The following is a 25,557-nucleotide window of genomic DNA, read 5'->3' as shown; positions in this document are numbered from 1 at the left end:
TCTACGTCTTTCTTGCCAGCGCCCAGGCGCAGATCGGGAAATCCGGGTCATTGTCCAGATTGTCCCGGTCGGCGTCATACTGCGGCGGCCAGTCAGGTTCCAGATTGCGCAACGCCGCTTGGCGATTGCCCCATTGAAGCGACTCGATCTCTTGCTTTGCAAAACCGCATTCGATCAGCAAATTCCGCAACCCGCGCGCCGACCAGCGCGAATTGTCCCGGGGGGCGGCGTGAAATGGAATGAAGAAGGGCACCGCCAGCCAGAAATATCCGCCCGGCCTGAGCATCTCGAGCACGTTGAGCGTCGCCTCATAAGGGCGATCAAGATGCTCCCAGACCTGATTGGCCAGCACCAGATCGAATCGGCGCGGCTGCCCGGCATCGTCCAGAACCGGGCCCGCGCAGATATCATGCGCCGGATAGCGAAAGCTGTCATAGGTCCGAAACGGAAACTGCCGGCCCCATTTGCCGGAGATCTCAGCCACATCCAGCCCCTCAGGCTGCAAGTTCCGGATCAGCCGCCGGCTGGATCGGTTCATCACGATTCTGTTCAGGCTGGACATGGCATTCCGTCGGTTTCGCCGCGACTTAAGCAGGCGCCCCGGACAAGGTCCAGCCCGAAGGCACTCTTCATTCACCTATAAGGTTGATTGATGGCAGCGCACATGCTAATTCATCCATATGGTTGAACGAGAAGATCCCCTGACCACGATTCTCAAGGCCGCATCGGACCCGACGCGCCGCGCGATCCTGACGCAGCTAGCCCAGCAGGGCCCTCTGCGGGTGACCGATATCGCGCGGCGCTTCGACATGAGCCTCAACTCGGTCTCCAAGCATATCAAGGTGCTGGAAAAGGCCGGGCTGGTGTCGCGACGCACCGAATGGCGCGAGCATCTGATCGAGGTTCAGATGGGGCCACTCTCGGACATCGACCAATGGTTTGCCGACTTGCGTTCGATCTGGGCGCTGCGGCTGGAAGCCCTCGAAGCTGCCCTGAAGGAGGACGACAATGAGTGACCTGTCACTGGATATCAGCCACCACATGCCCTACCCGCCCGAGCGCGTGTTCGACGCCTGGCTGGACCCTGAAATGCTGATGAAATTCATGCTGCCCGGGCCGGGCATGTCAGTGCCCGAGGCCAGTTCCGACGCCAAGGTTGGCGGCCGGTTCCGCATCATCATGCGCGCGCCCGAGGCGGGCGATCTGCCGCATGAGGGCGAATATCTGGAAATCGACCGGCCCAACCGGCTGCGTTTCACCTGGGTCTCGCCCTATAGTCAGGACGATTCCACCGTGACGCTGGAGTTCAGCGCCCGCGATGGCGGCACCGATGTGCGGCTGCACCATGTACGCTTCCCCTCCGAGGAAAGCCGCGACAATCATCAGGGCGGCTGGACCATGATCCTGCAGGCATTGGAGGCAGCCCTATGATGGTGAACTGGCTGGCCATGGGCGCGGGCGTCGTCCTTGCCTTTCTGCTCGGCTTTCTGGTCTACGGCCCGCTGGGTTTTCAACGCCGCTGGGCCGAAGGCACACGGATCAGCCCGGACCCGCCCGAGACACCACCGCTGGGTTCGATGGCCATGCAGGTCCTTTCGCTGGCGCTGCTGGCTTTGATCATCGCGATCACCGCAACAACCGACAGTCTGGGACTTGCGGTGCTGGCCATTCTGACGGTGGCAGCGCAGGCTGCCTCGGTCGGGGCCTGGGCGCAGAAATCACCCTTCGCGATCATGGTTGATACCGGCTATGCAATCGGCTCGGGCATCCTGATGATCCTTGCCCATGCGGTGATATGACATGAAAAAAGCCGGGCAAGCCATTGCCCGGCTTTCTTTTTCATGATTTTCATATCTTACATATGAATGACTTTGCCATAAGCGTCCAGCACGCTTTCATGCATCATCTCGCTGAGCGTCGGATGCGGGAAGACGGTCTGCATCAAGTCCTCTTCGGTGGTCTCCAACTGTCGGCCCACCACATAGCCCTGGATCAACTCGGTCACCTCAGCACCGATCATATGCGCGCCCAGAAGCTCGCCGGTCTTGGCGTCGAACACCGTCTTGATCAGGCCTGAGGATTCGCCCAGAGCGATGGCCTTGCCATTGCCGATGAAGGGGAAGCGGCCCACCTTGACATCATAGCCCAATTCCTTGGCCTTGGCCTCGGAATAGCCGACGCTGGCCACTTGCGGCTGGCAATAGGTGCAGCCCGCGATGCTTTCCGGCTTTACGGGGTGCGCGTGTTTACCCGCGATCAGTTCCGCAACCATGACACCCTCATGGCTGGCCTTATGCGCCAGCCATGGCGCGCCCGCGATGTCGCCGATGGCATAGACCCCATCGACACCGGTGCGGCAGAATTCATCGGTGACAACGTGCGTGCGGTCGATCTTGACGCCCAGGGCCTCAAGGCCCAACCCTTCGACATTGCCAACGATGCCCACGGCGGAAATCACGGTGTCGAAATCGTGCTTTTCGATCTTGCCGCCAGCCTCGATATGCGCGGTGACCTTGCCCTTGGCCCGGTCCAGTTGTTTGACCATGGATTTCTCCATGATCTTCATGCCCTGTTTCTCAAAGGCTTTCTTGGCAAAGGCGCTGATCTCGGCATCTTCGACTGGCAGAACCCGATCCATCACCTCGACCACCGTCGTATCGGCGCCGAGCGTATTATAGAAACTGGCAAATTCGATGCCGATCGCGCCCGAGCCGATGACCAGCAACTTCTTCGGCATGCGCGGCGGCAGCAACGCGTGCTTGTAGGTCCAGACCAGATCGCCATCCGCCTCAAGCCCTGGCAATTCGCGCGCCCGCGCGCCGGTGGCAACGATGATGTTCTTGGCGGTGAGCTCCTCACTGCCCTTGTCGGTCTTGACGCTGACCTTGCCTTTGGCGGGGATCGTCCCCTCGCCCATGACAACCGTCACCTTGTTCTTTTTCAGCAGGTGCCCGATGCCCCCGCTAAGCTGGTTGGCCACGCCGCGAGACCGTTGCACGACCGCGTCCAGATCATAGCCGACCTTGCCGGCGGACAGACCAAACTCCTTGGCGCGCTCCATCAGGTGGAACACTTCGGAGCTGCGCAGCAGCGCCTTGGTTGGGATGCAGCCCCAGTTCAGGCAGATGCCGCCCAGATGCTCGCGCTCGACCACGCAGGTCTTGAGCCCCAGTTGCGCGGCGCGAATGGCGGCCACATAGCCGCCCGGGCCTGAGCCGATTACGATCAGATCATAGGATTGTGCAGCCATGTTTCCCTCTCGGCGCCGGTCCGTGAAATTTAGTTTAGCATTAAACTAGTTTTCGCGGCGCATCAACAACCCTTGGGGAAAGAAAATGCATCGCGGGGTAATGTCGCGGATATCCGCTGGACATCACCCTATACGCATCCTCTGATGCTGGCTAGAACGCAGCCACACCGGTTGCATCGCGACCCTGTCGGAGGCCCCTGAAAGATGGCAAAAACATTGAAAGATCTTGTGCTGGCGCTGCTCAACGCAACGCTGATCCTGCTGGCGCTGTGCCTGTTCCTGGCGTGGATGGTCTTTGACCGCGCGAACCAGGTTGCCGACACATTCGCGGATGCGGTGCAGGTGGTGACACCCCTGCGTACCGAGATGCAGGAGATCGTGGCGCAGCTTGAAGGATTGCGTGGCGATCTGGACGCGCTCGACAAGGATACATCTGTAGAGAACGTGCGGCAGCTGACCGAGATCCGGTCAGAACTGGCCGCGTTGAACACGCAGCTCAACGAGGTGCGCACGCGGATCGACGATCTATCCGACAAACCCAGCCAGTTGCTGGACCAGACCATTACAGCGACAGCAGATGCCGTCGCCGTGCGGCTGACCGCCTTGCGCGGTTGCGTCCCGACGCCGTCTTAGACGGCGGCGGACTGCAATTCGCGAACGGTTGCACCGTAACCGCCATTGGACACAAACGCCATTTCCTGCGGCGTCGTCTCGCGGCTCAGCGCTTCGTTGCGGTAAGGAAACCGGCCAAACTGACGGATGATCTGGCGATGCGCCTGCGCGTGCAACATGTTTGCCGCGCCCGTTTCGGGCATCCTCTGACACAGAAGACGCACGCAGCGCTCCTGATCACAGAGGCTTTCCGAATGCATCATCGGCAGGTAGAAAAACTGCCGTGCGGGTTCGTCGATCCGCATATCCCAACCCTTGTCCACCGCGCATTTTGCTGCTGCCAAGGCGGCACGGTCCGAGGCAAATGCCCGTCCCTCGCCCCGGAACATGTTCCGCGGGAACTGATCCATCAGGATAATGTATGCAAGCGCGCCGCTGGGATATGTCAGCCAAAGAGCAAAGCGCCCTTCACATGCGACCTCCCAGGCGGACAAGAACTTTTCGCGGATCTGCTGATCCAGCGCCTCGTCTTGTCGGTACCACCCGTCTTCACCGATTTCATCTAACCAAAAACTCAGTACTTCTTCAGGACCTACCATGTCCTCACTCCACCTTTCGTTAGCCCCCCAAAGGCATATGCAGAGTAACACTTTTTTTGCAGCCCCGATACAGTCACGAATTGCAACAAGGCCTGACTGTTGCGATTGTTTCCGTGGAAATGCACAAATTTTCACCTCGAATGTGAAGTTATTAACATTTTTATGAAAGGTTTGCGGTAACAGCCCGTTCGGCGCGCGGGATTGTTTCCATTTTGCAGTGTGACATTCCGGCATAAACGCCCGGAAAAATGAAACAATGCGTGATCCGGACCGCGCATTGTCGCTGCTTGTACCGAAGATGCGAAGCAATCAAGCCGGTTGATCGGCATCTTGCTCCTCCAGTTCGGCCTCGATTGCGACCTCCTGCGCGACCTCCATCGCCACCTGAGTCGCAATCGGACCCATCGGCGACATGGTCCCGGTTTCCTCAACCGGTATGGCAGCACGCTGGGTCATCCGGAAGGCTGCGTAAAGCGCCAGTGCGAACAGCAGCACCGCGATGAACAGGAAGAAACCCGGCGGGCCGAAGACTTGATCGCTCATCAACCAACCGGTGATCAACGGGCCGGCGATCGCACCCAAGCCGTTGATGAACACCAACCCGCCCGAGGCCGCCGCCATATCGTCGTGATCCAGAAAGTCATTGGTATGTGCCAGCAGCAGCGAATAGAGCGGGTTCGACATGCCGCCGATCACAAAGGCCGCGACCAGCAAAATGACAAAATGGTCGCCCAAGAGCATGGCAAGAATCGAACCTCCGGCACCGCCACCGGCAACCAGAAATATCAGACGCCGCCGGTCCATCCGGTCCGACAACCAGCCCAGCGGGTACTGGATCAGCAGCGCCGCGATATAAAAGGTCGCCACAAAGATCGAAATCTGCGCCAGCGACAGCCCGGCGGCAGAGCCATAGACGGCAGCCATGCCGAACTGCGCCGAAAACACGCCACCCAGCAGAAACATGCCCACGCAGCCCAGCGGCGAGATCTGCCGGATCTGCCGCAGGCTCATCGGCTTGGCGGTGTCGAAAGCCGGTGTCGGCGAAATCGACAGAAGGATCGGCGCGAACGAGATCGAGACAAGGATCGAGGCAATGACGAAGGATTGATAGCCTTCCGGCCCGCCCACCAGCAGCAGCGCCTGCGCGGTGACGATCCCCGTCATTTGCACGATCATGTAGAGCGACAGCGCCTTGCCCCGGTTTTCATTATCGGCGGCGTTGTTCAGCCAGCTTTCGGCGGTCACATACACGCCCGAAAAACAGAATCCGATCACCACGCGGCCCAACACCCAGGCTACCGGGTTGGTCATCAGCGGATACATGATCATCACCGCCGATATGAACGAGGCCAGTGCAGCAAAGACCCGCACATGCCCGACCCGGCGGATCATCTCGGGCGCCAGGCGCGACCCTCCGAGGAAGCCCAGGAAGTAGGCGGACATCACAAAAGACATCTCGAGTGTCGAGAACCCCTCCAGCTCGCCCCGCACACCCAACAGCGTGCCCTGAAGCCCGTTGCCCACCATCAACAGGCCCATGCCCAGCAAAAGCGCCCAAGCGCTGGAAAGAACCTGAAGCATCCGCAGCCTCCAATTAAACGGCCAGTATCACGATCACGCTGACATCTCTGCGCGGTGCGGACGCGTTTGTCTACGACAATTCACCCGTCGGTTCCGGCCCATATTCAGGGGATCAGCAGCGAGGAATCCCCGTATGAGAAGAACCGGTAGCGTTCAGTTATCGCATGATCATAGATCGCGCGGGCGCGGTCCTGCCCGACCAAGGCCGAGACCAGCATCAGCAAGGTCGATTTGGGCAGGTGGAAATTGGTCATCAGCGCATCACTCACCCGAAATTCGAAGCCGGGATAGATGAAGATGTCGGTCTCGCCCTCCCAGGGTGCGATGTCACCGCCGCGCGCAGCGCTTTCGATCAGGCGCAGTGCGGTGGTGCCGACCGGGATGACGCGACCGCCGTTGCGTTTGGTTGCGGCAATCTCTTCCGCAGCCTGCGGGCTGACCCTGCCCCATTCGGCATGCATCTTGTGGGTGGTCACGTCCTCGACCTTCACCGGCAGGAAGGTGCCCGCGCCGACATGCAAGGTCACATGGGTGAAATCGACGCCGCGCCCGGCAAGGGCAGCCAACAGCGCATCGTCGAAATGCAGCGAGGCGGTGGGGGCCGCGACCGCGCCGGAATGGCGCGCCCAGACGGTCTGATAGTCGGTCTTGTCGCGCGCATCGGCCGGGCGTTTGCTGGCGATATAAGGCGGCAGGGGCATCGCGCCCGCCTCAGCAAGCTCTGCGTCGAAATCCTCGCCCGTCAGATTGAAGCGCAGCACCGCCTGACCGTCCTCGACCGCGGCAAGCGTGGCGCTCAGCGCGTCCGAGAAATGGATCACTTCGCCCGGTTTCACCTTTTTCAGCGGCTTGACCAGTGCCGACCAGCCGCCATCGGCGCGTGGCTCCAGCAAGGTCGCTTCGATCCGGGCCGAAACCGGCCCCTGCGCACTGTCGCGATGGCGCTGCCCGCTCAGCCGCGCCGGGATCACCCGCGTGTCGTTCAGCACCAGCCGGTCGCCGGGCCGCAGCCAGCCGGGAAGGTCATGGACATGAGCGTCGCTGATCCGGCCCCCCTCGGCCACCAACATCCGCGCTGAAGAACGCGGGTTGGCGGGCCGGGTCGCGATCAGGTCTTCGGGCAGATGGAAATCGAAATCGCTGAGTTTCATGAGCCGCCCTATAAGGCGGTGCCGCGCGAATGGAAACTAGCGATCTTCGCCTTGGCGTTTGGTGAGCGAATCGCGCGACGTTTCCTTCGGACGGGTCCGCTCTTCGCCCGGCACGGTTGGGCGCGGCTCGCCCCGGAAGATGTCGCGCAGAATGCCGGGTGTCAGCGCAGAAAGCGGGTTCACACCCACCCGCGGGTCGGTCAACGGTCCGGTGAGCGTGTAATTGAACCCGATCAGGCCCTCACCGCTGCGGCTGATCACCCTGCCAACGGCATTGAGCAGATAGACCGGGGAAATCACCCCGCGCAGGTTTAGCCAACGCCGTTCGGTGTCGACCCGGCCATCGACCGAGATACCCATTGAGGGGCCAACGGCACTGCCTTCCAGCACAATCACCTCGGTGGGTGTTAGCCGAAACCTTCCATCCATCGAGGAAAACTGGATGCCCTGCCCCGACATCTCGTCAATCAGCCCGACGACGCTGATCGCGTTCAACAATGCGGCCATGGCCGGCGCATCCTTGATCCTTGTGTTGCGCACGCGCAGTTGTCCGTCGTAATGCCCCGCACTTTCGACCGGTTCCAGCGTCAGCCGGAAAGTGCCGCCGCGCGCCTGGGTGAGCAATTGCGCCGAGCGGAACACACCGCCCGCGTCGTTGGATTGCAGGAAGAACCCGCTGCGCCCACCCCGGCGCAGCACCTGCCCGCTGATCGGCGTGCCACCATTGATGGCGGCGGTGAAGTTGCCGCTTGGGCCGCCACCGGTGACAAACTCGCCCCGGAACCCGGTCAGCGCGATGCTGTCGGTGATCTGCAACCGGTCCAGATTGGCCAGAATGCGTGGCCCGCTACCGCTGCTGCTACCACCACCCGCATCAGCGCCCCCGAAGGTGGCATTGCGCATGTCAACCCGACCGCCAAGCAGGCGGATATCAGGGGCACCGCGCCCGCGCCCGATCAACTCAACTGGCGCCGCGATCCAGTTGCGCAACTCGAAACTGCTGAAACGCGCGCGCTCGAACTGTTTGTCATCGCCGAAACTGATCTGCCCGGTGGCACGCAGCCCGGAGGCCTGCAGCGCGATCCGGTCGATATCCGCGCCCGGTTTGGGCACGGTGTTGAGCTCGAGTCTGCCCGCCGTGCCGGCGGGCTTGCGCCAGCCCAGTTCCGGGATCGCCAGCACCACGCCGACCAAGTCGGATGTGACGGCCAGTTCCGGCGGCGTACCGCCACCGACCTCAAAGACGATATCCGCCCGCCCCTTGCCGCCGACCATGCTGTCCGGCAGGCCCGCGTTCAATTCGTCCAACAATGCGCGCGACAACTCGATCCAGCCGGTCAGACGGCTGCGCGTCTCGGGTCCCTTGCCGATCGGCTGGCGCCAGTCGATCTGCATCGGCACCGCGCCGAAACGCGCCGGGCCGGACAGGCTGACACCGGTCTGATCCCCGGTCAGCACCAGGGAGGCGGCGCTGACCGGTTGCCCCGGCACCAGAACATCGCTTGCGCCATCGGTAACTGTACCGGCAAAGTGAAATTCCATATCCGGCAGTTTCACCTTGTCCTTCAGAGGCAGGGCCAGCGTGCCGGTCATTTCGAAATCGCCCTGCACCGCATCGACCGGCAGCTTGGCCTTGTCCATCAGCGTCAGCGGCGGCCGGTTCAGCAGTGACAGCGCGCCGGTCACCGGACCGCGCGCCGACAGCCGCGCGATGCCGGGTGCCGCTTTCTTGATCCCGATATCGGGAATGATGAACGAAGATCCGGCGGCATCGATCACCGCGCCCGCATCACTGACGACCTGCCCGGCGCTGGCGGTAACGGTAAAGCGCCGCCCGAACAGGTCGGCCCGCCCACGCGCCTGCGTCAATGGCGGCAGATGGCGCGCGAATTTCACTTCTGCCTTATCGAAATCGAAACCCGCATAGATGTCTGGCAGCTGATCGGGACGCAACCGCAGCGCCAGTTCGGCGTCGGTGACCTGACCCGCGCGCAGGTTTTCGGTGACCCATTTACGCGGCTTCACCGCCAGCCCCTCGGGCCAATAATGCAGCAATTGCTGCGGCGTGAGCCGGTCCAGCGTGCCATCCACCGACAAGTCCCAACCCTCAGGTGCGGCAGCCAGATCGCCGCGCAGGTGCAGGTTGCGGTCCTCATGGTAGATGTTCATCTGGCCCAGACGCAGTCGGAACGGGCTGAGATCAAGCCGGAAATCCAGATCCGCCGCATCCAGCTGCAGCGGCTCGACGTAAACGTCTTTGGGATTGACCTGAAGGCCGCTCAACCGGAACTGCGCCTCGATACTGTCCAGCTCTCCACGGTCGGCGCCGTTCAGATAGGCGGTGCCCACGCCCGAGGCCATCCCCCAGGCGCTGTCGACCGCCATTTCGTCAAAGCGCAGTACCTGCGCGCCGGGATCATAGGTGAAATAGGTGCGCGCATGGCGGAACGGGATCGGGCGGGTCTCGTTGGTGGGTTGCACCACACCCTCGCCGATCTGCAGCGTCGCCGAGACCGGCTGCAACACGCCCGCAGCATTGATGCCGCCGCGCAGGGAACCGGATATGGGCGCACGCAGCACTTCCAGCCAGGCCAGTGCTACGCTCTGCACCGCGATATCCTCGGAGGCCAGATCGCTGATCGAGATGCCGAAAGACGCCTCGCGCGAGCCGATACTGCTGGTGTAGTTGGCCTCGATGCTGCTGGCATAGTCGCGCCCGCCCAGCAGCGAGAAACTGGTTGCCATGCGCAGCACGTCATCAGTGCGATAGACTTGAATGCGCCCGCCATCCAGCGTCCAGGCGCGGCCATGGCGGGCGTCCTCATAGCCCAGTGTCAGCCCGTTCATATCAACCGAGACCAGCGAGGACAGCTGCGGCAGCTCGAATATATCGTCGAATTGTTCGATCAGCCCGGACAGATTCGGCGCGCGTTCAAGTGGTGCCGCACCATCGCCGAAGGTCAGCGCGAAATTGCCCTCGACATCGCGCCGCAGCAAAACGAACAACCCGTCCAGCGCGATCCGCTTGGGTTGCACCCTGCCACGCAGCAGCGGCCGCATGGCAAGGCTGGCCTGGGTGTCGGCCAGCCGAGCGATCGGCGTGCCGTCGGCGGCGGTCAGCGTCACGTCGCGCAGGCGCAGGCGCGGACGCCAGCCCTGGTCCATCACGAAGCTGACCTGGCCGAACTCCACCTGCGCGCCGCCCAGCGCGCGTTCCAGCCGCATCTCGACCCGCTGCCGGAGCCAGTCCGGCGCGTCCAGGTTGCGGCCCACAGTGACGATCGCGGTAAACCCGGCCAGCAGGACCAGAAGCAGAAAGCCCCGCATCGACCAGATCGAGACATGCGCCGCACGCGAGCGGCGACGTTTCACGCCGGGAGGGGTGTTCTTTTTGTCCGTCACGCCTTTCCGCTTCACTTTGGCGGCCTAATATGCCGATTGTCTGTCACAATTTTCCTGCCGGAGTACATCTATGCCCGATCTTTCCGATACCGCCCCGGACTTTACCCTGCCCCGCGATGGGGGTGGCGAGGTCACGCTGTCTGACCTGCGCGGCACCAAGGTTGTCCTGTTCTTCTATCCCCGCGATGATACGCCGGGCTGCACCAAGGAATCCATCGGCTTTTCCGAGCAGTTGCAGGCTTTTTCCGATGCCGGTGCGCATGTTCTGGGCATTTCCCGGGATACCGTCGCCAAGCATGACAAGTTTGTCGCCAAACACGGGTTGACCACCACGATGCTGTCGGACGCGGAGTCCGATGTCTGCGAGCAATATGGCGTCTGGGTGGAAAAGAACATGTATGGGCGCAAATCGATGGGAATCGAACGCGCGACCTACCTGATCGACGCCGCAGGCCGCATCGCCCACATCTGGCGCAAGGTAAAGGTCCCCGGCCATGTGGAGGAGGTGCTGCAGGCGGTCAAAGACTTCTGAGCCCCCTCATGTCCGCAGGGTTCAAATGGCGGGATTCCAATATGCCGCAGTGTCGCTTTGGTAACATCCCCGACTCGGCTTGCAAAACATGACTATTTTTGTCATGTAACACCCGGCTCAGTCAGATTTCCTTGGGGTCAAGCCCGGCCATATTCCACACAGTTTCGATGCGCTGTCCGCTTTTTCCATGCGAAACACCGGGTGCAGCGCGTTGAACAGTTACTATGGACGCCGGGACATGAACACTTTGATGACTGATCTGCTGACAACCGACAGGCTTGCGCGCCAGTTCGGAGTTGCCCTGAACCCGAGACTGCGCGACGCCATGGAAGCGGATCTGCGCTTTCCAGCGCGGGCAGCTTCGCCCCGACCAGAGCGTGAGCAGACGCAAGGCTCGCTGCCGCAAAACGTCGTGCGCCTGCTACCGAGTGGGGAAGAATTGACGAGGTCGGCAGGATGAGCGCGATACCGACCCCGCAGACCAAGCCTGAGATGCAGAGGCCGGGCGATCTCGGCTTCGATCCGTTCGAGACCGGAATACTGTCCGTGACGCGCCACCTGCTGGTCAGCTTCCGCAGTCCCGAAACGCAGACCTGGCACATCGCCTATTCCATCGCCGCCGAACGCTGGGGCGACAATATTGGCTTTCCCGCAGCGCACCGGCTTGCGAAATACCTCAAGGCCGTTCTGCGCAGCCGCACCGATAGCATCGACTTCAACGACCCGTTCTGCGTTGAAAGCAGGGACTGGGTCACACAAGACGAAGCAGCACTCCTGTACGTGCTGCATTTCATGCGCCGTGATGACACACCCGCCGCCAGGGATGCAGTCGAAACCCTGACGCTTGGCCGGATGGACCCGGACGTTATCCGGACCGGCCTCGATTTCGCACAACGGTTTCCATCAGGTGCGACCCCGGCTCCGCAACACCGCACCAAACCCGTGTTGTACGTGGTGTCCTGAGAGACCGGGCAACTTTGGCGCAACTGCGAGTGTCATAGGCACCCCGGGCGCTCGCATAAGCGCCCGGGGTGCCTATGTCAGACGAAGGCGAAATCGTCGCTGTCCAGCTCTGCCACGCAGACATTACGCAACAACAGGCTGTCATCTTCGCTGAACTCCAGACGGGTGTGGTGCCCAACCTGCGAGGCCGAGGCCAGCACGTCGGCAAAGCTGTCGACGCCCGCAATATCGAGCGTGATCTTGTCGCCCGACAGGCTCCACCACATGAACTCGAACCCGAAAACGAAGTCGCGGAGCACGTCATGTCCGCCGTTAAAGACAAAGCTGTCGCGGCCCAAGCCACCGAACAGCACGTCCTCGCCCTCGCCACCGGCCAGCGCATCAACTCCGAACCCGCCAGGCACCCGGTCATTACTCGCACCGCCATTGAGCAGATCATCGCCAAAGCCGCCATTCAACAGGTCATCTCCGGCCCCGCCCGAGACGATGTCGCCACCCCAGCGCCCATTGAGCTGGTCATCCCCCGCACCCGCGCGCAGCAGGTCATCCCCAAAACTGCCCTTGCCCACGGTTGCCAGCGACAGGGTCTCTTCTGTGGAGAAGTTGAAGCTGGACCTGTCGCCCTCGGCCAGGAAGGTGGTGTGCAACAGACCCGCTGAAACCGACAGGATCGTGCCGTCAAAACCTCCGGGCATCTCGACCGCGAGTGGCGTCTTGATGTCGAACCCGGTGGGGCCATTGCCCAACTGCCCCACCACGTTTTCGCTGCTTGCATAAGGCGTGTTGGGGTCCTGATCGAGAAAGACCGAGAAGTGGTTGCCCGCGCCGGCTGACCCGGCAGTGACCTGCGCCTTGCCTTCGTAGGTTTCCAGCGCGCGGGGGCGGGTCAACTGGTCGTCATAAATGCTGGAGCCAAAGAGCGCGGTTTCGCCCTCGTCGAAGTAGTCGCCATCCCCATTGGTATCACTCAGGCGGATAACATTGCCCTCACCGGCAAAGTTGTTGCCATCCAGCGTCAGGTTGCCATCCTCATCCGCAGTGATGGAGACCCCGATCTCTGCCGCCACCCCGTCGGGCATCTGGTTGGCGTTCCTCACCTCGGTTGCCTCGCCCAGATCGTCGATCTGGCCCGACCCGTCCAGATCATCCAGACGATATACCTTCAGAACCTCTCCCGATGACGGGAACCAGGTCAGCGAATAAAGGGCCCTATCCACCGCCACCGTGCTGGCGATGTCCACCAGCGCGCCGAAATTCATGTCGTCGGAAATGGAGTTGACGACCTCATCCCCCTGGATGCGGTCATCACAATTCTTGTCCTCGATCCGGTAGATCACATCCACCGCCGCCCCGGTCAGGTCGTTCAGATAGGCCAGATCGCCATCGATGTCCTGAAGAAGAAGGATCTGATCCTTCCGCTGATCGCCCGCCAGAATGCCGTTGGGGGTGCGGGAAACAAGCCGTGCCACGCGCAGGCCTCCGTTCTGAATTGACGGGGTCGCCTGGCAGGAATGCTGAGTTTCGAGGGTGTACCAGGGTCGAAAAGACGGGTTGTCCAGCAGCCCATTGCACCTGCGAGCAGCGCTGACCTGCGGATAGGCTGGTGTCACCAGCCCTCATTTGATAGCCGGGCACTAACCTGTTTCAGAATGACGCCGGAGCACCCTACGCCGTGACCGATGCCCCCGAGAAATTTGCCCCGCACACGCTGAGCGCGATGGCAGTCGACGTGCTATCCACGGCGGAAGGCCGCGCCAAGGCCGCCAAATCGCGCACCCATGCCGCAACCTGGAAAGCGGCACGCGATGCAGGCGAGAACATTCCGCTTGGCACCGCAGCCCCGCCGGATCATCCCGCGCGACCCGCCCGCCCCGAATTGCTAAGCCCGCGCGACGTGCCGAAACGCAAACCGGGATCACCCGCCGGGCGGATTGCGCTGTTGCACGCGGTCGCCCATATCGAGCTTAACGCGGTCGATCTGCACTGGGACATCATTGCGCGGTTTGCAGACACACCAATGCCAACAGGGTTTTATGACGACTGGGTCAAGGCCGCGGATGACGAGGCAAAGCACTTCAATCTCATGTGTGACTGCCTTGAAAACATGGAGAGTTTCTATGGCGACCTGCCCGCCCATCACGGCATGTGGCGGGCCGCGACGGACACCGCCGATGACCTGCACGGACGGCTGGCCATCGTGCCCATGGTGCTGGAGGCGCGCGGTCTGGACGTCACGCCGGGGATGATCGCCATCTTCGAGAAAGCCGGTGAAAGCGAAGCGGTGGAAAGCCTCAGAACCATTTATGCCGAAGAGGTCAGCCATGTGGCCTACGGGGCCAAATGGTTCAATTTCTGCTGCGGACGGGCCGATAGCGACCCAAAAGAGGTTTTTCATGCGCTCGTCAGGCAGTATTTCAAGGGCGGATTGAAGCCCCCGTTCAACGAGGAAAAACGCGCCGAAGCCGGTTTGCCGCCAGACTTTTACTGGCCCCTGGCCGAGGAGTATCCGGCCTATCTACGCTGACATAGCCCAAATAGGGCCATATGATCGGCGATTTTCCGCGCAAGGGCGGCGGGAAGTCCCGCTTTGATACCATCCGCAAAGCGCCGCGCTTGCCCAAATGTTAACATCTGGCTATTCAGTCGCACCAAGGCCCGCAGGACCAAACCGATGGGCCGCCTTTGGGGGCAGACAGGGACATACGCGTGCGAACTCGGCTGGCGATCAAAATTCATGCGTTTCTGGAACGGCGCTTTCCAGAAAGACGCGTTTTTCTCAAATCCGACAGCGACACCCGGTTCATCCGTCTCCGACCCGAAACCCAGCTGATGGCTTTTGCCGGTGCCTCGGCGCTTGTGGCCTGGACCATCGTGGCCACCGCGATCCTGTTGATGGACAGCATCGGCTCGGGCAATTTCCGCGAACAGGCGCGCCGCGACCAGGTCACCTATCAGGACCGCCTTAACGCGCTGTCGGGCGAACGCGATGCCCGCGCCGAAGAGGCGCTGGCCGCGCAGGAGCGATTCAATGCGGCTCTGGCGCAGGTCTCGGCCATGCAATCGGAATTGCTGAACTCGGAAATCCGCCGCAACGAGCTGGAGACCGGGATCGAGGTGATCCAGACCACTCTGCGCACCGCGATGAAAGAACGCGAAACAGCGCGCGCCACGTTGGCGCAAGTAAAGCTTGAGGCCGAAAATGGCGCTGAGCAGGACGTTGCAACCGCCGCGCCCGCGCAGATGGACCTGATCGCCGACGCACTCAACCGGACGGCGGCGGAACGCGACCAGATCCTGGCCGATGCGCAATCGGCGCTGGAGGCGCGCGACGCGCTGGAACTGGAAATCTCGCTAATGCGCGAGCAGAACGAACAGATCTTCCGGCAACTGGAAGAAGCGATGGTGATCTCGGTCGAACCGCTGGACAAGATGTTCCGCAGCGCCGGGATGCCCACCGACCGGATTATCGAGCAGGTGCGGCGCGGCTATAGCGGCGTCGGCGGTCCGCTGACCCCTTTGTCCTTCAGCACACGCGGTGAAGAAATTTCGCCCGACGAGATCCGCGCCAATCGCCTGCTCCAGCAGATGGATCAGCTGAACCTTTATCGCATCGCCGCACAGAAAGCGCCCTTTGCAAGCCCGGTCCGTGCCGCCGTGCGCTATACCAGCGGGTTCGGCACGCGGCGCGACCCCAAGACCGGCGGTCGCCGGATGCATAACGGCTCGGATTTCGCGGGTGCGCATGGCACTGATATCTTTGCCACCGCCGACGGTGTGGTCAGCCATGCAGGTTGGCAATCGGGCTTTGGGCGGCTGGTCAAGATCAAGCATGAATTCGGCATTGAGACACTTTACGCTCATAACACTAAGATCCGCGTGAAGGTCGGCCAAAGGGTCTCGCGCGGCGATCACATAGCTGATATGGGTAGCACCGGACGGTCGACCGGCACGCATCTGCACTATGAAGTGCGTGTCAATGGCAGGCCCACGAACCCAATGACTTACATCAAGGCTGCAAGAGATGTTTTCTAAGAGCAAAATCAACGAGCCCGGCACCGAAGCAGACAAGCCCGCGTCTGCTGCACCCTCGGCGGCCCCGGCAGCTCCCGCACAGAGCGACTACAAGCCAACCGCGCCCAAGCCGAAAGCACCGGCATCGGTGCTGTCCTCGGACTTGCATGTGACCGGCAACCTCAAGACCACCGGCGATATTCAGGTCGAAGGCACGGTTGAGGGCGATATCCGCGCCCATCTGCTGACGATCGGAGAATCGGCCACTATCAAGGGTGAAGTGACCGCCGATGACGTGGTCATCAATGGCCGTATCGTGGGCCGTGTGCGTGGCCTCAAGGTGCGCCTGACCTCGACCGCACGCGTCGAAGGCGACATCATCCACAAGACCATCGCGATCGAAAGTGGTGCGCATTTCGAAGGCTCGGTACAGCGTCAGGACGACCCACTGAACCCCGGCCGCTCAACCAAGCCTGGCGCGAACCCGGCTGCCGCCAAGGCCGAGACAGCCTGAAAGCCCCACGACACCTCACAGTTCAAAACACGCCGCAGATAAGCTCTGCGGCGTTTTTTGTGGCCGGGGCGTTTCAGGACGCCAGCGCGAGCCCGCCCTGCCCCTCTGGCTCAGAGCCCAGTGCCGTGCTCAGGGCCGCATCCAGCGGCGTGATCTCGAAATCCGGCAGCAGAGTCGCAAACCGGGTGCCATCCAGCGCATGGGGTTTCGACCAGAGGTAGCGCATCTCGATCAGTTGGCGGCCGATCTTCCAGACCGGGGTCAATAACCGGACCGCCAGCCAGTTGAACCGGTGCAGCCGCAGCGGCGCGCCATGTGCTTTCTCCACCGCCTGTGCCAGCGACTGGCCCGTCAGCGTGTAGCCCGGAAACGGCACATCCTCGAACCGGTCCAGACGCGCGCGCATCTCGGCCAGCGCCACCGCCGCGCGGGCCAGATCGGGCAGAAAGGCCCAAGCATGCGGCTGATCCGGATCGCCGGGATAAGTGAACCTGCCCCGTCCGAGCCCGGCCAGCATGACCTTGTCGAACCAGTTGCCCGAGGGCATCGTGTCGATGAAATCCCCCGCCCGCAGGATTAGAGTCTGGACGCCCGAGGCGCGATAGGCCTCTTCCATTTCAATCCGGGTGCGGCCCAGCGGATTGGTGGCCCGGTGCGGCGTCTGTTCGTCAAACCGCGCCGGCGCGTCTTCGCCGAACACATAGACATTGCCGGGTATGATCACCATCGATCCGCCGGCCCGGGCGGCAGCGATCACCTGACGTGTCAGGCCCGGCACGGTGCTGGCCCATTGGTCATAAGGCGGGTTCCAGGCGTTGACGATCACATCCGCACCCGCTGCCGCCACGCTCAGATCGTCCGTCTTGCGGTCGAACAGGCGCACCTGCCAGCCCGCCTGCCGGAAGGCTTGCGCAGCATTGCGGCCAAAGCGGCCATTTGCGCCGAGGATCAGAACCGTATCATCCATCTTGCCGCTCCTTCGCTCTGGATAAGTCCAAAATGAGATATTCATCTACGTTTTGAAATTGCGGAAATTCGTCTATTTGGTATACATTTTCGTATGTCTTTACCCCTCTCCCGGCTTGACTGGGCACATATCCAAACGCTTCTTTCGGTGGCCGATACCGGATCACTCTCTGCCGCCGCGCGCCATCTGGGACTGACACAGCCCACCATTGGGCGGCATATCTCGGCCCTCGAAGACGTGCTTGGCGTTGATCTCTTCACGCGCACCGCCTCTGGCATGCAGCCGACCGAGGCTGCGCATGACCTGCTGGCCCCGGCCCGCAGGATGCACGAGGCAGCCCGCCAGCTTGAGTTGAGCGCCGCGGGTGCAGCCCATGCCGAAACCGGCACCGTGCGCATCACCGCGTCGGTCTTCATGGCCCATCACGTGCTGCCCGCGATCCTTGCGCGGCTGCGGCGCGAGGCCCCCGAAATATCGCTGGAGCTTGTGGCCTCGGACACGACCGAGAACCTGCTGTTCCGCGAGGCCGATATCGCCGTGCGCATGATCCGCCCCGAACAGCTTGACGTGGTGACCCGCTATGTCGGCGAGGTCGAGATGGGGTTGTTCGGGCACAGGGACTATCTGGAACGGGCGGGACGCCCCAAAAAAGATGCCGACATCAAGGCCCATGATTTTGTCGGCTATGATCGTAACGATCAGATCATTCAGGGCTTCCGCGATGCGGGTTTTGCCGTCGACCGCACGTTCTTTGCCACCAGATGTGATCATCAGACTGCCTATTGGGAGCTGGTCCGCGCCGGGTGCGGGCTGGGCTTTGGTCAGGCGGCAGCCGGGCGCGCCGATCCGGAACTGGAGGAAGTTCAGCTGTCCTTTCCGCTGCCCAGCTTGCCGATCTGGCTGACCGCGCCCGAAGCCATCCGCAACAGTAAACTGATCCGCCGGGTCTGGAGCGCGCTTGAGAGTGAACTGACCTCTTTTGTCGATCGGCGACCCGCGCAATGATACGCGCGGTAACGGGAATTGGTGCAAATGCTCGCCCTTGGTATACGGTCTGTTAACACGGCCGGGATTTAACCGGGCCGTGACGACAGGCCGGAACAGGGATGGACCAATTGCACCAGGAGACAGGCCTCCAGCGAAAACTCGCGGCCCTTTTTGCTGCCGACGTGGCGGGCTACAGCCGCCTGATGGCTGCGGATGAGGAATTCACCACCACCACCCTCGCACAGTATCGCGAGATCATGGACGGGCTGATCGCCCACTACGGCGGTCGGATCGCGAACACCGCAGGCGACAGCGTGCTGGCGGAATTCGCCAGTTCCGTCGAGGCGGTGCGCTGCGCGCTCGAAACCCAGGAGGCGCTACGGCACCGCAACGACACGTTGCCCGAGGACAAGCGCATCACGTTCCGGATCGGCATCAGCGTCGGCGATGTGATCGAGCGCGACGGCGATCTGCTGGGTGATGGGGTGAACATCGCAGCACGGCTGGAATCGCTGGCCGCCCCCGGCGGTATCTGCGTGTCCAGCGCCGTGCGCGACCAGATCGAGGGCAAGCTGACCCTGCAGGTCCGGTCGCTGGGCAACCAGCGGCTCAAGAACATTCCCCGCCTGGTCCGGGCCTATCAGATCGGTGCAGAAAACGGGGCGCAGCTTTCGACACTGGCGATCCTCAAGAGCCGGTTGCGTGGGCGCGGAACGGGCATGGCGCTGACGGCGCTACTCTGCGTCGGGGCGGCGGCAGGAGTTGCGGTCTATCATCACGTCTGGGAAGGCGGGCCCAAGGATGGCTTGTCTGCCGCGCGCGACGCGCTGGACCGACAAGCGCTTGAGGCCGCCGCGCAAAAGGCCATCGCCGGGCGCGACATCATCAGAACCGAAGCGTTTGGCGGGCATGACTATTCGGTGGTGCGCACCGATGGCGGCAGCTGGGCCGAAGCCGATGCCGAGGCGCGGGCCATGGGCGGCGCGCTTGTCTCGATCACCTCGCAGGAAGAAAATGATTTCATCACGGGTCTGATCCGCGAGGAAGAGGCGCTCTGGGAAGAATGGAAACCCGGCCACTATACCGGCCCCTGGATCGGGCTGCTCCGCCAGCCGGGCGCGCAGGGCCCCGAAGACGGCTGGATCTGGGTCGATGGCGCTCCGCTAAGCTATTCCAACTGGTACGAACATCAGCCCGACAATCAGGGTGGAAACGAGGGCGTCGCGCGGTTTCATCACTGGGGCGAGGACAGGCCACCGCAATGGGGCGATGCCTCGGGGCTGGAACAGGCCAGAGGGTATGTCGTCGAGTTCGAATAGGCCCGGACCACCGCATGGCGCCTGCGGATTTCGACAAACCCAAGCGCAGGCCGCCGTTACCCCGCAACCGGTATCCGTATTGGCAGCGCGCCGACCCACATTCCCGTCACTAAATTGCGAACAGGTTAACATGATCGCGGACCGGCTTAGATTATTGCTGCGCGCTGGGGGCGCGTCGCCACCATTGGCAAGCAGTTGACGGGCGTGAGGCGGCGTCGCTTCAATTGGAGAGGACGTGGCGGAAAACTCTAGCCGCCGACAAAGTGCAACCGGTTGAACTGGGATCGCAGCGCCCGCGTTTCCGGCGCTATGGCCTCGGGGTCTTGCGTGCGCAGCGCGCGGGTCAGCAGATCGGCAATCTCGCCCACCCGGTCGCGGGTCACACCCCAGCGCACCAGCTCGGGCGTGCCGATCCTCAGCCCGTTCATATCCCCCGCAACCTCGGCAATCGGCAACACGATGCCACAGGTCAGGAACCCCGCGCGACGCAAATGTTTCGACGCCGCCTGTCCGCCTCCGAAGGCGGCCGCTTCAACCGCGAACTGGTGCGAGCGGGTAAAGCCCTGCCTGCCGGAGAACACCGGCACTCCCTGCCCGGCCAACGTTTGGGCAAATGCCTGCGCCGTGGCGATCATCTCTTGCGCATAGGCAGCTCCGAACTCCAGCCAGTCCAGCATGGTCAGCGCCAGCGCTGCCGATTTCGCCGCGTCGAAATTGGCGGTCATACCGGGAAAAGCGATGTGGTCCAGCGCCTGCGCCAGATCGGCGTCATTGGTCACGATCAACCCGCCCGCCGGACCGCCGAGGCTTTTGTAGGTGCTCATCGTCATCAGATGCGCGCCCTCCTCCAGCGGATTCCGCCAGACCCCGCCCGCGATGATCCCGCATTGATGCGCGGCATCGAACAGAACCTTCGCACCGACTTCGTCAGCGATCTCGCGCACCTGGGCCACGGGGTGTTCAAACAGATTCAGACTGCCCCCCACGGTAATGAGTCTGGGCCGGACCTCGTGCGCCTGCGCGCGCAGTGCGTCAATATCCAGTGTATAGCCATCCGCATCGACCGGCGCCGCGATACTGTTCAAACCGAACAGCCCCGCGCAGCCCGCCCTGTGATGCGTGACATGGCCGCCGATCGAGCCGGGCGGCGCGATGATCGTATCTCCCGGCGCGCAGGTCGCCATGAATCCGTAGAGATTGGCCAACGCGCCCGAAGGCACCCGGATCTCGGCGTATCGCGCAGCGAAGACCTGCGCGCAGAGCGTGGCGGCAATCACTTCGATCTCTTCGATCGCCTCCAGCCCGGTCTCGTATTTGTCGCCGGGATAGCCCAGCGACGGGCGCGACCCCAGCCCCGAGGCCAGTATCGCCTCGGCACGCGGGGCCATCACATTGGTTGCGGGATTGAGGTTAAAGCACTCGCGCTCGTGAATGTCCCTGTTCTTTTCCGCCAGCGCCGCGATCTGGGCGGCGATCTCGGAATGGGACTGCGCCTTGGTTCGCGCGGTGATTTTGGCCACCCGCGTTTCACATGTCTTTGGAACCCAATCCCGATAGGCCAACATCGCATTCTCTCCCGGCTTTTCGGTTTCGATAAAGGAACAAGCCATCGTCACACGCAACGCAAATCTGTTCCCCACCAGACCATCAGACCAACGCCCTTGCGCACGATGTCCGGCGATCTGTGATACGTTTGCGAGGTATTTCGCATCTCAGACCAGGTGAGTTTTCTCTGTCTTTATTGGTCGTTGGCCTCGCGGCCAAGGCCTATGATGCTCTGGCGGGAAACACTGGACATGAGGACACAGAAACCTCGCGGCGGATGTGACGGACGAAACGGCAGAAACTCATCTTGGCCGCGCTATCAAGAAACGTCATATCGGCAGGCTGAAGATGATCTCGACCTCGGTGATTTCTGCAACCGGCCTCTGCCTCGCTATCGCCGCCCTTTTCTGAACGGCGCAACACGTCCGGACAACAGTGGGTAAAAAACCGCAAACCCCCTGCATTTATTGGATTCACAAGGCGAATCACCTGTGCCATACTGCCCCGAGACGTCCGCGAAGGGCGCATGACAGGCAGTTTTCATAAACGGTTTACACGTGACCCGATCCAATCGACCCAGCCTTGGCGCCTTGCTGTTTTTTGCCTTTGCCTTTGCTATCGGCACCTATTTCACCTTTGCCGCCGTGCAGGGAGATTTCGGGCTGTTCCGGCGGGTCGAGATCAGCGCCGAACGCAACCTGCTGCAACGGGATCTGGCGACAATCGATGCCGAGATCGACCGGATCGAGAACCTGACCCGGCGCCTGTCCGACGATTACCTCGATCTTGACCTGCTGGACCAGCAGGCACGCTCGGTTCTTGGATTGCTCCGCTCTGACGAGATCGTCATTCGCTAAAGCACTTCTCGCAAAAACCTGACACGTCGGGAATGACCTGATGCGTAGGAATCCATGACTTCTGGCAGCGTCTGGTTATTCAAGATTTCCGAAAGTGCCGATCGCCCTTTTTCAGCCGGTTTCAGCCGCGTTTCCCCAGCGGCAAGATTATGGCTCGCCATCGCGCAAGAAATGCACTAAAAGATAGTTTAACGCTAAACTATCTCAGCATAAGGGGATCCGCCGGCCATGGCAGCGCGTAAAAGCACAAAGAAACCAAACGTTTCCGCCGAAGAGCTGAAAGAATACTATCGTGAGATGCTGCTGATACGGCGATTCGAAGAAAAAGCCGGTCAGCTTTATGGCATGGGTCTGATCGGCGGGTTCTGCCATCTCTATATTGGACAAGAGGCGGTTGTGGTCGGGCTTGAGGCAGCCACCGAGGAGGGCGACAAGCGCGTTACATCCTACCGCGATCACGGCCACATGCTGGCCTGCGGCATGAACCCCGACGGGGTTATGGCCGAGTTGACCGGGCGCGAGGGCGGCTACTCCAAAGGCAAGGGCGGCTCGATGCACATGTTCTCGAAAGAGAAGCATTTCTATGGCGGCCATGGCATCGTCGCAGCTCAGGTCCCGATCGGCGCAGGGCTGGCCTTTGCCGACAAGTACAATGACAACGGCCGCGTCACCTTCACCTATTTCGGCGATGGCGCAGCGAACCAGGGCCAGGTCTATGAGACCTTCAACATGGCCGCACTCTGGGACCTGCCGGTGGTTTTCGTGATCGAAAACAACCAATACGCCATGGGCACCTCGCAACAGCGTTCAACCTCGACCAAAGATATCTACCACCGCGGCGAGGCCTTCGGTATTGCGGGTGAAATTGTCGATGGCATGGATGTGCTGGCCGTCAAGGCCGCGGGCCAAAAGGCCACGGCACACTGCCGCGCGGGCAAGGGCCCCTATATTCTCGAGGTCAAGACCTACCGCTATCGCGGCCACTCCATGTCGGACCCGGCCAAGTACCGCACCCGCGAAGAAGTGCAGAAAGTGCGCGAGGAACGCGACCCGATCGAACATGTGCGCGAACTGCTGCTCAGCGGCAAACACGCGAGTGAGGACGACCTGAAGGCGATCGACAAGGACATCAAGCAGATCGTCAACAAGGCCGCCGAATTCTCCAAAGAGAGCCCCGAGCCCGCGCTCGATGAGCTCTGGACCGACATCTACGCCGAGGCCTGAAAGATGCCGCATTTTGAAATTCACGCCAGCGACGTGGAGCAGGCCAAGGCGTTCTACGCTGGCCTGTTTGGATGGAACTTCACACCGATGCCCGGCGGCGAGGACGTTGGCTATCACCTGATCGAGGGCGACCAGATCGGCAGTGACAAGTTGCTGACCGGTGGTCTTATGCTGCGCATGGGCGACGCGCCCGTAGCCGGAAGCCCCGTGCGCGGCGGTACCATGACCTATGAGGTCGGCGATTGCGACGCACGATATGCCTGGGCCCTAGCCAATGGCGGCGCTGAAGCGCTGCCGCCCACCGATTTCCCCGGCATCGGCCGCTGCGCCTATGTGGAAGACGGACAAGGAAACATCGTCGGGATGATCACCCCGGCCCCGGAAGGAAACTGAGATATGGCAACCGAAATTCTCATGCCCGCCCTCTCTCCGACGATGGAAGAAGGCACGCTCGCGAAATGGCTAGTCAAGGAGGGTGACACCGTCTCCTCCGGCGACATCATGGCCGAGATCGAAACCGACAAGGCCACGATGGAATTCGAGGCCGTCGACGAAGGCATCGTCGGCAAGATCCTGATCGCCGAAGGCACCGAAGCAGTCAAGGTCAACACCCCGATCGCGATCCTGCTGGAAGAAGGCGAAGACCTCTCCGCTCTGCCGGAAGCCGCGCCAGCGGCTGACGCGGGCAATAAGGCGGCTCCCGCAGGGAGTTCCGAAGCGCCCGCCCCTGCCGCCGCCGCCCCCGCCGCCCCGCAGGTCGATCTGACCCCGGACTGGCCCGAGGGCACCGAGTTGAAACCGCAGACCGTGCGTGAAGCCCTGCGCGACGCCATGGCCGAAGAGATGCGCAGCGACGAAGCCGTGTTTCTGATGGGTGAGGAAGTCGCCGAATATCAGGGCGCCTACAAGGTCAGCCAGGGACTGCTGGACGAGTTCGGCTCCAAACGCGTTATCGACACGCCGATCACCGAACACGGATTTACCGGCATCGGTGTCGGCGCGGCCTTTGGCGGGTTGAAACCCATTGTCGAGTTCATGACCTTCAACTTCTCGATGCAGGCGATGGACCATATCGTCAATTCGGCGGCCAAGACACTTTATATGTCCGGCGGCCAGATGGGCGCGCATATGGTCTTCCGGGGTCCCAACGGCGCCGCTGCCCGCGTCGGCGCTCAACACAGCCAGGACTATGCAGCATGGTTCATGCAGGTCCCCGGCCTGAAGGTCGCGATGCCCTATTCGGCCGCCGATGCCAAGGGCCTGCTGAAATCCGCGATCCGCGACCCCAACCCGGTGATCTTCCTGGAAAACGAAATCCTCTATGGCCGCAGCTTCGACGTGCCGGTTCTGGATGATTTTACCGTCCCCTTCGGCAAGGCAAAGATTTGCCGCGAGGGCCGCGATGTCACCATCGTCAGTTTCGGCATCTCGATGCAGTTTGCCCTCGAAGCCGCCGACAAGCTGGCCGAGGATGGCATCAATGCCGAAGTGATCGATCTGCGCACACTGCGCCCGATGGATACCGGCGCCATCATCAACTCGGTGATGAAGACCAACCGCCTGGTGACGGTCGAGGAAGGCTGGCCGCAAGGTTCGGTTGGCAGCTACATCTCCTCGGTGGTAATGCAACAGGCGTTCGATTACCTCGACGCACCGGTGGTCAACTGCACTGGCAAGGACGTGCCGATGCCCTATGCCGCCAATCTGGAAAAACTGGCGCTGGTGACCACGGACGAGGTGATCGCCGCCGTCAAAGAAGTGACCTACCGCTAAGGGGCCGGGATGGAGATCAGGGGCCGCGACCCAGCGACGGAATGCTACCGGGTGAGCCTCACGGTCGATGGCCGTGAGGTGACCGGGCTGGTTCCCGAACGGCTGGCAGCGGATCTGCGCCTGATCGGGGCCCGCCCCACCCACCAGACCGCCTTTGTCTGGATGGCGGAACACAAACAGAAAATCACAGCCGCGATCGAAACGCTCGCGCGCGGCACCGGGCGCCCCAAGGCGCCTTTCGACCAAATTACACTGATTGAGGACCGCTGA

General features: G+C 62.0%; 26 protein-coding genes. 17 read left to right on the top strand and 9 right to left on the bottom strand.

What is annotated here, in order from left to right; all coding sequences use genetic code 11:
• Window position 1 precedes the first annotated feature (1 nt).
• Window positions 2-538, bottom strand: coding sequence for a class I SAM-dependent methyltransferase (locus tag AB1E33_RS12880; protein ID WP_372577680.1), 537 nt, complete (start codon window positions 536-538; stop codon window positions 2-4).
• A 142-nt stretch (window positions 539-680) separates the two neighbouring features.
• Here AB1E33_RS12880 and AB1E33_RS12875 point away from each other — a divergent pair, with 142 nt between their 5' ends.
• The 3 genes from AB1E33_RS12875 to AB1E33_RS12865 are packed head-to-tail and all read left to right on the top strand — an operon-like array spanning window position 681 to window position 1,799.
• Entirely contained in the window at window positions 681-1,016 is a 336-nt protein-coding gene (locus AB1E33_RS12875; protein WP_372577679.1) for an ArsR/SmtB family transcription factor, read from the top strand.
• Entirely contained in the window at window positions 1,009-1,431 is a 423-nt protein-coding gene (locus AB1E33_RS12870) for an SRPBCC family protein (RefSeq protein WP_372577678.1), read from the top strand. The genes AB1E33_RS12875 and AB1E33_RS12870 overlap by 8 nt, the downstream gene beginning before the upstream one ends.
• Entirely contained in the window at window positions 1,428-1,799 is a 372-nt protein-coding gene (locus AB1E33_RS12865) for a DUF1761 family protein (protein ID WP_372577677.1), read from the top strand. The genes AB1E33_RS12870 and AB1E33_RS12865 overlap by 4 nt, the downstream gene beginning before the upstream one ends.
• A gap of 56 nt (window positions 1,800-1,855) precedes the next feature.
• Here the strand turns inward: AB1E33_RS12865 and lpdA are convergent, their stop codons facing one another.
• On the bottom strand, window positions 1,856-3,250 hold the full coding sequence (lpdA, locus tag AB1E33_RS12860; RefSeq protein WP_372577676.1) for a dihydrolipoyl dehydrogenase: 1,395 nt from the start codon (window positions 3,248-3,250) through the stop codon (window positions 1,856-1,858).
• 204 nt (window positions 3,251-3,454) lie between these two features.
• On the opposite strand from lpdA, the gene AB1E33_RS12855 reads away from it, so the two are divergent.
• Window positions 3,455-3,883 carry a hypothetical protein gene (locus tag AB1E33_RS12855; protein ID WP_372577675.1) on the top strand — a complete coding sequence of 143 codons (429 nt, stop codon included), beginning with the start codon at window positions 3,455-3,457 and terminating at the stop codon, window positions 3,881-3,883.
• On the opposite strand, the gene AB1E33_RS12850 is transcribed toward AB1E33_RS12855, so the two are convergent.
• The 4 genes from AB1E33_RS12850 to AB1E33_RS12835 form a co-directional block, all read right to left on the bottom strand.
• Entirely contained in the window at window positions 3,880-4,461 is a 582-nt protein-coding gene (locus tag AB1E33_RS12850) for a DUF924 family protein (RefSeq protein ID WP_372577674.1), read from the bottom strand. The two genes, AB1E33_RS12855 and AB1E33_RS12850, sit on opposite strands and share 4 nt — an antisense overlap.
• A gap of 309 nt (window positions 4,462-4,770) precedes the next feature.
• Window positions 4,771-6,042: an MFS transporter gene (locus AB1E33_RS12845; protein ID WP_372577673.1), complete on the bottom strand. Its 1,272-nt coding sequence runs from the start codon at window positions 6,040-6,042 to the stop codon at window positions 4,771-4,773.
• A 104-nt stretch (window positions 6,043-6,146) separates the two neighbouring features.
• Window positions 6,147-7,193: a tRNA preQ1(34) S-adenosylmethionine ribosyltransferase-isomerase QueA gene (queA, locus tag AB1E33_RS12840; RefSeq protein WP_372577672.1), complete on the bottom strand. Its 1,047-nt coding sequence runs from the start codon at window positions 7,191-7,193 to the stop codon at window positions 6,147-6,149.
• 36 nt (window positions 7,194-7,229) lie between these two features.
• Window positions 7,230-10,595: a YhdP family protein gene (locus AB1E33_RS12835; protein ID WP_372577671.1), complete on the bottom strand. Its 3,366-nt coding sequence runs from the start codon at window positions 10,593-10,595 to the stop codon at window positions 7,230-7,232.
• Between the two features lie 70 nt (window positions 10,596-10,665).
• On the opposite strand from AB1E33_RS12835, the gene AB1E33_RS12830 reads away from it, so the two are divergent.
• From AB1E33_RS12830 to AB1E33_RS12820, 3 genes are all read left to right on the top strand, one after another.
• Complete coding sequence (locus AB1E33_RS12830) at window positions 10,666-11,127, top strand: peroxiredoxin (RefSeq protein ID WP_372577670.1); 462 nt, start codon at window positions 10,666-10,668, stop codon at window positions 11,125-11,127.
• A 250-nt stretch (window positions 11,128-11,377) separates the two neighbouring features.
• A complete protein-coding gene (locus AB1E33_RS12825) occupies window positions 11,378-11,587 on the top strand; it encodes a hypothetical protein (RefSeq protein WP_372577669.1) in 210 nt (69 codons plus the stop codon).
• Window positions 11,584-12,090, top strand: a complete 507-nt coding sequence (locus AB1E33_RS12820; RefSeq protein ID WP_372577668.1) for a hypothetical protein — start codon at window positions 11,584-11,586, stop codon at window positions 12,088-12,090. Before AB1E33_RS12825 ends, AB1E33_RS12820 begins: the two co-directional genes overlap by 4 nt.
• Before the next feature lie 77 nt (window positions 12,091-12,167).
• On the opposite strand, the gene AB1E33_RS12815 is transcribed toward AB1E33_RS12820, so the two are convergent.
• Window positions 12,168-13,559, bottom strand: coding sequence for a calcium-binding protein (locus AB1E33_RS12815; protein WP_372577667.1), 1,392 nt, complete (start codon window positions 13,557-13,559; stop codon window positions 12,168-12,170).
• 248 nt (window positions 13,560-13,807) lie between these two features.
• Here AB1E33_RS12815 and AB1E33_RS12810 point away from each other — a divergent pair, with 248 nt between their 5' ends.
• The 3 genes from AB1E33_RS12810 (at window position 13,808) to AB1E33_RS12800 (ending at window position 16,615) form a co-directional block, all read left to right on the top strand.
• Window positions 13,808-14,614 (top strand): ferritin-like domain-containing protein, encoded by an 807-nt coding sequence (locus AB1E33_RS12810; RefSeq protein ID WP_372577769.1) that lies wholly within the window; start codon window positions 13,808-13,810, stop codon window positions 14,612-14,614.
• 182 nt (window positions 14,615-14,796) lie between these two features.
• Window positions 14,797-16,122, top strand: a complete 1,326-nt coding sequence (locus AB1E33_RS12805; RefSeq protein WP_372577666.1) for a DUF5930 domain-containing protein — start codon at window positions 14,797-14,799, stop codon at window positions 16,120-16,122.
• Entirely contained in the window at window positions 16,112-16,615 is a 504-nt protein-coding gene (locus AB1E33_RS12800; RefSeq protein ID WP_372577665.1) for a bactofilin family protein, read from the top strand. The genes AB1E33_RS12805 and AB1E33_RS12800 overlap by 11 nt, the downstream gene beginning before the upstream one ends.
• Before the next feature lie 73 nt (window positions 16,616-16,688).
• On the opposite strand, the gene AB1E33_RS12795 is transcribed toward AB1E33_RS12800, so the two are convergent.
• A complete protein-coding gene (locus AB1E33_RS12795) occupies window positions 16,689-17,582 on the bottom strand; it encodes an NAD-dependent epimerase/dehydratase family protein (protein WP_372577664.1) in 894 nt (297 codons plus the stop codon).
• A 93-nt stretch (window positions 17,583-17,675) separates the two neighbouring features.
• Between AB1E33_RS12795 and AB1E33_RS12790 the strand changes: the two genes are divergently transcribed.
• Complete coding sequence (locus AB1E33_RS12790; protein WP_372577663.1) at window positions 17,676-18,587, top strand: LysR family transcriptional regulator; 912 nt, start codon at window positions 17,676-17,678, stop codon at window positions 18,585-18,587.
• A gap of 110 nt (window positions 18,588-18,697) precedes the next feature.
• Window positions 18,698-19,888 (top strand): lectin-like protein, encoded by a 1,191-nt coding sequence (locus tag AB1E33_RS12785; protein WP_372577662.1) that lies wholly within the window; start codon window positions 18,698-18,700, stop codon window positions 19,886-19,888.
• 248 nt (window positions 19,889-20,136) lie between these two features.
• On the opposite strand, the gene glyA is transcribed toward AB1E33_RS12785, so the two are convergent.
• Window positions 20,137-21,453, bottom strand: coding sequence for a serine hydroxymethyltransferase (gene glyA / locus AB1E33_RS12780; RefSeq protein ID WP_372577768.1), 1,317 nt, complete (start codon window positions 21,451-21,453; stop codon window positions 20,137-20,139).
• A 537-nt stretch (window positions 21,454-21,990) separates the two neighbouring features.
• Between glyA and AB1E33_RS12775 the strand changes: the two genes are divergently transcribed.
• From AB1E33_RS12775 to AB1E33_RS12755, 5 genes are all read left to right on the top strand, one after another.
• Complete coding sequence (locus tag AB1E33_RS12775) at window positions 21,991-22,290, top strand: FtsB family cell division protein (protein ID WP_372577661.1); 300 nt, start codon at window positions 21,991-21,993, stop codon at window positions 22,288-22,290.
• 228 nt (window positions 22,291-22,518) lie between these two features.
• The gene (gene pdhA / locus AB1E33_RS12770; RefSeq protein ID WP_372577660.1) at window positions 22,519-23,514 is read left to right on the top strand and encodes a pyruvate dehydrogenase (acetyl-transferring) E1 component subunit alpha; all 996 of its coding nucleotides are present in this window, start codon (window positions 22,519-22,521) and stop codon (window positions 23,512-23,514) included.
• A gap of 3 nt (window positions 23,515-23,517) precedes the next feature.
• Window positions 23,518-23,907, top strand: a complete 390-nt coding sequence (locus AB1E33_RS12765) for a VOC family protein (protein ID WP_372577659.1) — start codon at window positions 23,518-23,520, stop codon at window positions 23,905-23,907.
• A 3-nt stretch (window positions 23,908-23,910) separates the two neighbouring features.
• Complete coding sequence (locus tag AB1E33_RS12760; RefSeq protein WP_372577658.1) at window positions 23,911-25,287, top strand: pyruvate dehydrogenase complex E1 component subunit beta; 1,377 nt, start codon at window positions 23,911-23,913, stop codon at window positions 25,285-25,287.
• A 9-nt stretch (window positions 25,288-25,296) separates the two neighbouring features.
• Window positions 25,297-25,557 carry a hypothetical protein gene (locus AB1E33_RS12755; RefSeq protein WP_372577657.1) on the top strand — a complete coding sequence of 87 codons (261 nt, stop codon included), beginning with the start codon at window positions 25,297-25,299 and terminating at the stop codon, window positions 25,555-25,557.

Source organism: Ruegeria hyattellae (genome assembly GCF_041537925.1).
Lineage (GTDB): Bacteria > Pseudomonadota > Alphaproteobacteria > Rhodobacterales > Rhodobacteraceae > Ruegeria_C.
This window is presented reverse-complemented; position numbering and strand designations above follow the sequence as displayed.